Source organism: Streptomyces sp. NPDC058955, from assembly GCF_042741435.1.
GTDB lineage: Bacteria > Actinomycetota > Actinomycetes > Streptomycetales > Streptomycetaceae > Streptomyces.
Window position 1 is genome coordinate 70,025 of the sequence record NZ_JBHYKM010000007.1, and the last position, 7,680, is coordinate 77,704.

Here is a 7,680-nt window from a genome sequence, read left to right on the forward strand (position 1 = left end):
GGTTGTGTGTTTTTTTGTTTTTTATTTTAATAATATGACCCACACTTTTTTTGGGGGGGTTTACTACCCAGTGCCCCTTTTTTTGTGACCCGGCCCGCCCCCCCCCCCCCCCCCTTCTCTGTTGTCTAGACCTCCTCAGGCGCCCCGCACCACCTACGCACCACCTGACCTCTTCTCCTGCTCCTTCCGCACCTTCTCCTGGGCCTGCTCGCGCGCCGTCCGCACCATCCGGTCCAGCCCGCCGGCCACCTCCTTCTGCCGGTCGTGGTCGGAGTGCTGGTAGATCAGCGCGGCCTTCTCGGTCGACTGCCCGGCCCGCACCATCGTGTCCTTCAGCGTGGCGCCCGATCGGGTGGAGAGCGTGTGCCCGGTGTGGCGGAGGTCGTAGAACCGGAAGGACGCCGGCATGCCGACCTTCAGTCGCGCCTTCTTCCACCTCCGCCCGAACGTGGACCGCCGGAAGGGCGCCCCCTTCTCCCCCACGAAGAGCAGCCCCTCAGGCCCCTTCTCCGCGTACCAGTCCATGTGCCGCTGGAGGTCCGTCCGCAGGAACTCCGGCAGGACGACGACACGCTTCCCGGCCTCCGACTTGGTCGGCCCCTCGGCGCGCTTGCCGGTGGCGAGTTCCGGCGCCGCCTTCCGGATGACGATCGTGACGTTGTCCACGTCGACGTCCTTCCGGCGCAGCTCCGCCTGCTCCTCCGGCCGCATGGGGCCGTAGGCGCCGAGGTAGACCATCAGGCGCCACCTGATGCCCACGGCCTCAGCGAGCGCGTCGACCTGCTCGACGGTCGCCACCTGACCCGACTTGGAGACCTCCTTGCCCGCGCCGCGGATGCGGCAGGGGTTCCGGCGGATCAACTCGTCGTCGGCCGCGGTCTCCAGGATGGCCTTCAGTAGCCGGTAGGACTTGGCGACGGTGGTCGCCGCGCCGGTGGCGGCGAGCCGCTCGGCCCGCCACTCCCGCACGCGGGGAGGGGTGATCTCGTCGAGGTCGAATCCGCCGAACGTCGGGAGGATGTGGAGCCGGAGGAGGCGGGTGTACAGCTCCTGCGTGAGCGGGGCGACTCCCCGCTCAACCACCCACTTCGTGGCGTACTCCTCGAAGTTCACCGCGCCGGCGTCCGGGTCGCGCCAGGCGTTGCGGGTGATGTCCGCCTCGATCTGCGAGAGCCAGATCTCGGCGTCAGTCCTGGTCTCGAACGTCTCGGGTGCGCGTCGGCGCTCGCCGGTCGGGTCGAGGTAGGAGGCCGTCCAGCGTCCGGAGCGGTACTGCCGCACCGCGCCGAATCGGCGCATGGTCATCTGCTTCTTCCGCTTCGGAGCCATCAGGCGGCCCTCCTCGCGCGACGGCGGGGCTGGATGGGCTCGACGGTGTGGGCGGCGATGAACTCCCGCACCACGCTGAGCGGGAAGCGCACGTGCGTCCCGAGCTTCACGTACCGGATGCGCCGTTCGGCCACCAGACGACGCGGGAAGCGCTCCGTGGTCCCGAGCATCGCGGCGAACTCGGGGACGGACAGGTACCTCTCCTCCAGCGGCGCGGGCACGGCCGAAGCGGGCGCGGCGGCGAGCCTCCGCCCGATGTGAGCGAGGTTGCTCATCAGACATGACTCCTTGTGGGGTGCCGGGGCCTCTTCGGCCCCTTCCTGTCAGGTCCGCTACTTCCGCTACCTCCGCTACCTCCCAGGTCAGGGGCATGATCGGCGGTAGCGGATGGGGTAGCGGTAGCGGATGAGTCCGCTACCGGCCCCGGCTCGGGCGGCCGGGGCGGGTAGCGGGGTAGCGGATCAGGTAGCGGACGTGAAGAGGTCTTCCGCTACCGTTTCCGGCTCGCTGACCTGCGGGGTAGCGGCGGTAGCGGAAGTAGCGGCCCTCAGGAGGACAGGGGGGCAGTAGCGCTCCCAGGCGTCGTGCAGATCGGCCGCGTAGTAGCCCTTCAGCACGGCGCCGGCGGTCTTGATGTTCCGGGCCTTGATGGGGGTGTTGTCGGTGGTCATGTACTCGCCGAGCATCTTGGCCAGGCCCCGGGAGTCGAGGGGGCGGCCGGCCATGTCGGCCCACGGCGCCTCCTCCAGCGCGCAGAGCCGGTCGAGGATGGCGACGGTGGGGAGCCGGTCGATGCCGACCATGACGTGGTCGCGCAGGTCGGTCAGCAGGCGGATGCCGATGGAGCCCTTGTCGTCGGCGCGGGCGGCGTTGACGAGTTCCACGCACGCCTCGCGGGCCCGCTTGGGCCAGGCGCCGCCGGCGGCGTCCGCGACGGCGAGGAGAGGTTCCCACACGTCGGCGGCCCGGTCGGTGACGCCGTCGGGCATCTCGGGCCAGCGTCCGGCGATGTCCTTGTGGACCTGCTCGGCCCACTGTGCGAGCCGATCGCGCAGCTTGTTGCCCTCGGCCTCGTGGAGCCGGGCGCGGAAGGGCTCGACCTTCTCGTTCCGGGCGCGGCGGCGCATGCGGATGATGACGGAGCGGGTGGTGATGGTGTCCGGGAGTCCGCCGAGTCCGGCGACGGCGACGGCGCTGTAGGAGGGGAACTCGACCACGGTCTGGTTGCCGCCATCCCCGACGCAGCGGTAGGTGACGCCGGAGCGGCGGTGGCCGGCGTTGAGGAAGCCGCGCAGCTCCTCGTTGTCTCCGGCCTTGGGGCCGAAGACAGTGTCGATCTCGTCGTAGAGGATCGTGGGCCGTCCGGCGGAGTCGGAGACGGACCGGAACAGGGCGGCGGCCCGCGCGTTCACCGCGAGCATCGGACGGGGCACCAGGGTCTCGACGACCTCCAGGGCGCGTGACTTGCCGGAGCCGGGTTCCGGGGAGAGGAACGCGATCCGGGGGGTGGAGTCGAAGGCGTCGAGGAGGTGGGCGTGGGCGTCCCAGAGCGCGACGGCGACGTAGGCGCCCTCGCGGGGGAAGACGTTGAACCGTCGGTGGAACGCCTCCACCTCGTTGAGTAGGGCAGCGCCGTCGATGGGCTCGGGCATGCGGGTGTCCCTCCGTGCGTGAGCGGGGGTGTGGTGGTTGGGGTGGTCGGCCGGGTGCGGGTCAGAGCTTGAAGGGACGCCTTCGGCGACGACCTTTTCGGCGCCCACGGCGTCGCTCGGCCGGGCCGGTTCGGCGACTGCGGGCCGGGGCGTGGTGGCGGTGGGGCTTTTCAGGGAGGGGGGTTCGGGGTGGCTCATGCGGCGGCCGGCCGGGGGCGGGCGGTGCGGATGGACCAGTCGAGAGCGCTGCGGATCGTGGCGCGGCACTCGGACGCGGACAGTCCGGCCGCCTCCCCCGCCGCTTGAAAAGCCTCCTCGGCCACGTGCCGGGGGATGTCTCCCCACGCGACGAACCGCCCCACGGCACGGGCGGACGCCAGCAACTGCGCGTTTCGGCGCCCCTTCTCGGCCGCCCGGACGGCGGCGGGCTCGCGCTCCAGCGCCACCTCGGCAGCACGGGACCCGCCGCCGAGGACGACGACCGGAGCCGGGTTCGCCGTACGGACGGGCTCGCGCGGGGTGGTGAGGGCGGTGTGGAGCCAGTCGGGCAGCGGGACCGGCGGGCGGCCGTCAAGGATGTCGTACGTGCCGTTCGGGGTGCTGCTGCCGGGGGCGACGACGTACCCGCCCCACCCTCGGGTGTCGACGTGCTTGGCGAGCCGTCCGGCGGTGTTGCCGAGCCGGGCCCCCTGGGGCTGGGTGAAGTACAGGTGCTGCCCGCCACGGGCGGTCCGGACGCGGTGGGTGTGGGGGACGGCGTGTCCGACGCGCTCGCAGAGCGCTTCGAAGTTGGCGACGCCGTCAGGCGTTTCCTTCTCGTCGTCCGCCTTGAGCGTGTCGAGGTCGACGACGAGCAGGCCGGAGGGGCCGGTAGCGATGCCGACGTTGTACGGGGCGTGGGTCCACGCGGCCACGAGGAGGTCGGGGTCGGTGGTGGCCCGCTGTTCCGGGGTGCGGTGCCCGCCCGCGCACCGGCCGGTGCGCGGGCAGTCCCGTTCGGGGTGGCCGGCAGGCCGCTTGTCGCGGGGGCGGAGGGGGAAGACGTGCCAGCCGCGTTCGGCGGCGGCGATGGCGTGGGCGAGCAGGCCCAAGCCGGGGATGTCGATGGACGGCAGGTCGCTCACGCGGCCACCCCCGTGCGGGCCTGGGTGAGGAACCGGGTGCCGATCCACTGGGAGTAGGCCGGGGGAATGGCCTCGGTCAGTTCCTCGCGGACGTCGGTCCAGTCGATGCCCATGGCGGCCTGAAGCTCCGGCACCGTGGGCTTGCCGCCGCCGTTGCCGTACGCGGCCACGTACGGGCCGTCGAAGAACACCCCGTGCCGCCACCCGCGTACCCGGCCCCGGTGCTTGGGGTGGGCGGGCCGGGTGACGTTCCAATGCCCGAGTTCGAAGTTGCGGTGTCGCAGCACGCCGAGGCCGAACTGTTCGCCGCACAGGGTGACGTCCTTGCGGATCTCCGCGCGGCCGTTGGGCTGCTCGATGACGTACGGCAGGCCGGACGCCTCCAGCAGCATCCGCGTGGGCGCCACCAGGTCGACGTGGGTGCCGCCCCAGCCCCTGGCGCGGTTGGTGCCCACGGTCAACGCGCACTTGTCCTGGCAGGGCGGCGAGGAGTGGACGAACGCGAAGTGCTCGATCTCCCCGGTGGCGATGAGGTCCGCCAGAACCTCCAGGGCGTTGGCCTGGACGAACCGGAAGGGGTAGTTGGGGCGCGGGGCGATGTCGACGCCGACGACGTCGAACCCGGCCCGCTGGTAGCCGGTGCCCGCGCCGCCGGCGCAGCAGAACAGGTCCAGCAGCAGCGGCCGGGCGCCGTCTCGCCGGATCGGGACGTGATGGGTCATGCTGGGTGTCTCCAGTTCTGTGAGAAGTGCTGGTGACGAGGGCGGCCCCAGGCTTTGGCGAGACGGGGGCCGCCCTCGGCGTAGCTAGGCGTGGGTGAAGGTGACGCTCATGGCGCAGGGGCTCATGCGCTTGCCGGCCTCGGCGTGGGCGTCCTCGTGGGCGGTGTCCTTGGCCAGGTCGCACACGAGGAGGCCGGTGGGGGTGAGGGTCCAGCCGCTGTGGTCGTCGAAGCCGGAGTCGACGGCGTGCTGCACGGCTTCTTCGGGACTGTCGAGGTGCGGGGTGTATCCCTCGGAGTCGGAGGTGTTCCCGCACAGGTCGCAGACGGCGATGTAGCAGGTGACGAGCTTGGTGGCCATCAGTGCTCCTTCACGCTGTCGTGGCGGGTGTGGTCAGTGGCCAGGTCGGTCAGCCGCTTGGCCTCGGCGGGGGTGACGTCGCGGTAGCGGATGCGGACCGTGCAATCAGGTTGGGGGCAGCGGACGGTGTGCTTGCCCATCAGCAGGGCAGCGGCGTCCGCGATGCGGCCGGGGAGGGGCTGGGGCACCGGGGCTCCCTAGTGGTGGTTGATGGTGCCGTTGGCGCGGCCGAAGAGGCCGGTGGAGGTGATGTTCTGGGTGATGTGGGTGGTCGTGCGGACCGATCCCCCGCCGCTGCTGCTGTCGCCGGTGAGGGCACGGCGGGCGGTGCGTAGGGCGAGGGGGGCGGCGATGACGGTGGCGACGACGAGGGCGGCGGCGGACCACAGGGCTTGGCTCATGGCGATGAGTCCCGGGGCGGCGTAGGAGAGTCCGATGCCGGCGGCGGCGGTGCCGCCGCCGACGGTCGGCGCGAGGAGCGCGGTGGTCTTGGCCCACGCCGGAACCGACCCGACCGGGCGGGGCGGGGCGGGCGGGGCGGGGGTGAGGGTGTAGCCGGTGACGATCCGGCCGTCGGGAAGCTGGACGGACGTGACCGCCGGGAGCCCGGCCGGGGCGGCGGGGACGACGGCGTGGTGGGTCGCGGGGAGCGGGATGGGGTGGTGGATGACGGGTGTCGGGGTGTGGGTGTGGTCGGGCATGGCGAGGCCCTTCTCGGGGTGTGGGGCGGGCCCGCGACTCGGGTGTCACGGGCCCGGATGCCGGGGTGTCACGGCGGTGTCAGGGGGTGTCAGGCGCGGGTGTCAGGGCGCGTGACACCCGCTCCCGCCTAAGGGTTTGGGTGTCACGGGGCCCTGACGGTGTCAGGCGTCAGGCCGGGTGTCAGGCGGCGGCGAGGGCGGGGACGATCCGCCAGCGGCCGGTCTGGTTGGTGGGTTCCAGGCGGCCGTCGAGGGCGGCGTCCTTGAGGCGGGCGGAGATCCACGGTCGGCTGTAGCCGTTGGTCTCGCACCAGTCGGAGAAGTCCTTCGGGCCGACGATCATCCGGCCCTCCATCTCGAACTCCTCCAGCGCCTCCTCGAACAGCACCCGCGCTTCCTCCGGGGAGGGCTTGCGGCCCTTCTCGATGCCGAAGAGGGGTGCGTCGTCGCCGGGCTCGTCGCCGGGCAGGTCCGTGTCGGGGTCGATGCCGTCGTCCTCCGGGTCGAGCCACATACCCTCGGTCATCTCCTCGTCCTCCTCGGCGGTGTCCACCGCCGTCAGGTGGGGGGCGGTGGTGGAGGCGACCGCCGGGCCGTTGTGGGTGTGGTGGGTGCGGTGGGTGTAGGCGTTGCCGACGGTCGCCTGAGCGGCCTTCACGGTGACCGGGTCGACTGGGGCGCCGTGGGCGGCGGCCCAGTCCGCCAGCTGCTCCATCACGTCCATCGAGCGGGTCGTGAACTGGCGGGTTCGTCCGGGGGCGGGGTAGCGGTCCTCGGGGATGCCGGCGGAGACCAGGTAGCAGTAGCCGGGGCGCCGGTTCCCCCACGCGCCCGGGTGGGCGCCGGCGTCCAGGACCGACTCGGGCAGGGCGAAGCCCTCGTCCCGCGGGTCGCAGCCGAACGCGAGCACGCTGGGCAGGGAGGCGCGGGTGCTGGTGCTCATCTGGTCGTAGCTCGGGCGCTGGAGCGAGACCACCAGGGAGACGCCGGCCGCGCGGGCCTCCTGCGCGATCCCGGTGAACGCGTCATCGCCGAGGCTGCGCAGGGTGTTCGCGGCCTCCTCGAACCAGGCGACCAGGAACGCCATGCCCTCACAGCCGCACGCGCTGCCGTCGGGGCGGCAGGAGTGCGCCGGGTCGGTCTGCTTCGCGGCGGCCTGGACGGTCCACTGCCGGTAGCGGTGGGCTCCAAGCCAGCGGGTGCGGGCCGGGATGACGGCCTGGAGCGCCTCCACCATGGCTTCCGTGCCCGGCCCGCCCTCCTCGGCCCAGTCGAACGCCGGGAGCAGGGGGCGGAAGTCCTGGAAGGACTTCGGGTCGGACAGCCACACGTTCACGTCGGTGCGGGAGACGATCTCGGTGAGGACGTTGAGGGCGCCGTCGCCCTTGCCGGAGCCGGTGCCGCCGGCGATGAGGAGGTGGGTGGCGTTGCGGCCCTGCTCGGGGTCGCCGGGCAGCCACAGAACCAGCGGGGAGCCGTCGTCGTACCGGCCGATGACCAGCGGGTTGGCGATTGATCCGCCCAGGTTGGACGGTCCGTCGTACTCGACCACCTCGCCGAGCATGTCCTCGGGGACGATGACGAGTTCGCCGCGGCGGGCGGAGTCGGCGTTGGGTTGGAACCGCAGCGCCGTCGTCGGCAGGTCCAGCGCGGACGCGAGACGCGGCAGGACCTTGGAGACGTCCTCGTTGGTCTGCTCGCCGGGCTCCAGTGCGATCTGCGCGGTGACCCGGTTCGGGGGGGGCGGGGTGTGGGACGATCGCGGGGCGGGGGGCGCGCACCCGCGCACCAG

General features: G+C 72.2%; 9 protein-coding genes. All 9 read right to left on the minus strand.

What is annotated here, in order from left to right:
- Positions 1-153: 153 nt before the first annotated feature.
- Complete coding sequence (locus ACFW1I_RS05305) at positions 154-1,329, minus strand: tyrosine-type recombinase/integrase (protein WP_384666232.1); 1,176 nt, start codon at positions 1,327-1,329, stop codon at positions 154-156.
- Complete coding sequence (locus ACFW1I_RS05310; protein ID WP_360307320.1) at positions 1,329-1,538, minus strand: helix-turn-helix domain-containing protein; 210 nt, start codon at positions 1,536-1,538, stop codon at positions 1,329-1,331. Before ACFW1I_RS05310 ends, ACFW1I_RS05305 begins: the two co-directional genes overlap by 1 nt.
- Positions 1,539-1,790: 252 nt before the next feature.
- Positions 1,791-2,981, minus strand: a complete 1,191-nt coding sequence (locus ACFW1I_RS05315) for a DUF3631 domain-containing protein (protein ID WP_384666233.1) — start codon at positions 2,979-2,981, stop codon at positions 1,791-1,793.
- Positions 2,982-3,175: 194 nt separating this feature from the next.
- Positions 3,176-4,105, minus strand: a complete 930-nt coding sequence (locus ACFW1I_RS05320) for a bifunctional DNA primase/polymerase (RefSeq protein WP_384666235.1) — start codon at positions 4,103-4,105, stop codon at positions 3,176-3,178.
- The gene (locus tag ACFW1I_RS05325; RefSeq protein ID WP_384666236.1) at positions 4,102-4,827 is read right to left on the minus strand and encodes a DNA methylase; all 726 of its coding nucleotides are present in this window, start codon (positions 4,825-4,827) and stop codon (positions 4,102-4,104) included. The genes ACFW1I_RS05320 and ACFW1I_RS05325 overlap by 4 nt, the downstream gene beginning before the upstream one ends.
- Positions 4,828-4,911: 84 nt before the next feature.
- Positions 4,912-5,187 carry a hypothetical protein gene (locus ACFW1I_RS05330; RefSeq protein WP_384666238.1) on the minus strand — a complete coding sequence of 92 codons (276 nt, stop codon included), beginning with the start codon at positions 5,185-5,187 and terminating at the stop codon, positions 4,912-4,914.
- The gene (locus tag ACFW1I_RS05335; protein WP_384666240.1) at positions 5,187-5,375 is read right to left on the minus strand and encodes a hypothetical protein; all 189 of its coding nucleotides are present in this window, start codon (positions 5,373-5,375) and stop codon (positions 5,187-5,189) included. Before ACFW1I_RS05335 ends, ACFW1I_RS05330 begins: the two co-directional genes overlap by 1 nt.
- A 9-nt stretch (positions 5,376-5,384) precedes the next feature.
- A complete protein-coding gene (locus ACFW1I_RS05340; RefSeq protein ID WP_384666242.1) occupies positions 5,385-5,888 on the minus strand; it encodes a hypothetical protein in 504 nt (167 codons plus the stop codon).
- A 181-nt stretch (positions 5,889-6,069) separates the two neighbouring features.
- The coding region (locus ACFW1I_RS05345; protein WP_384666244.1) for a sporulation protein SsgA at positions 6,070-7,680 on the minus strand (1,611 nt) is incomplete at its 5' end.

Excerpts from the sequence above, each read along its gene's own strand:
- ACFW1I_RS05325 (WP_384666236.1), bottom strand. The coding sequence starts at position 4,827 with ATGACCCATCACGTCCCGATCCGGCGAGACGGCGCCCGGCCGCTGCTG.
- ACFW1I_RS05340 (WP_384666242.1), bottom strand. The coding sequence starts at position 5,888 with ATGCCCGACCACACCCACACCCCGACACCCGTCATCCACCACCCCATC.
- ACFW1I_RS05330 (WP_384666238.1), bottom strand. The coding sequence starts at position 5,187 with ATGGCCACCAAGCTCGTCACCTGCTACATCGCCGTCTGCGACCTGTGC.
- ACFW1I_RS05315 (WP_384666233.1), bottom strand. The coding sequence starts at position 2,981 with ATGCCCGAGCCCATCGACGGCGCTGCCCTACTCAACGAGGTGGAGGCG.
- ACFW1I_RS05305 (WP_384666232.1), bottom strand. The coding sequence starts at position 1,329 with ATGGCTCCGAAGCGGAAGAAGCAGATGACCATGCGCCGATTCGGCGCG.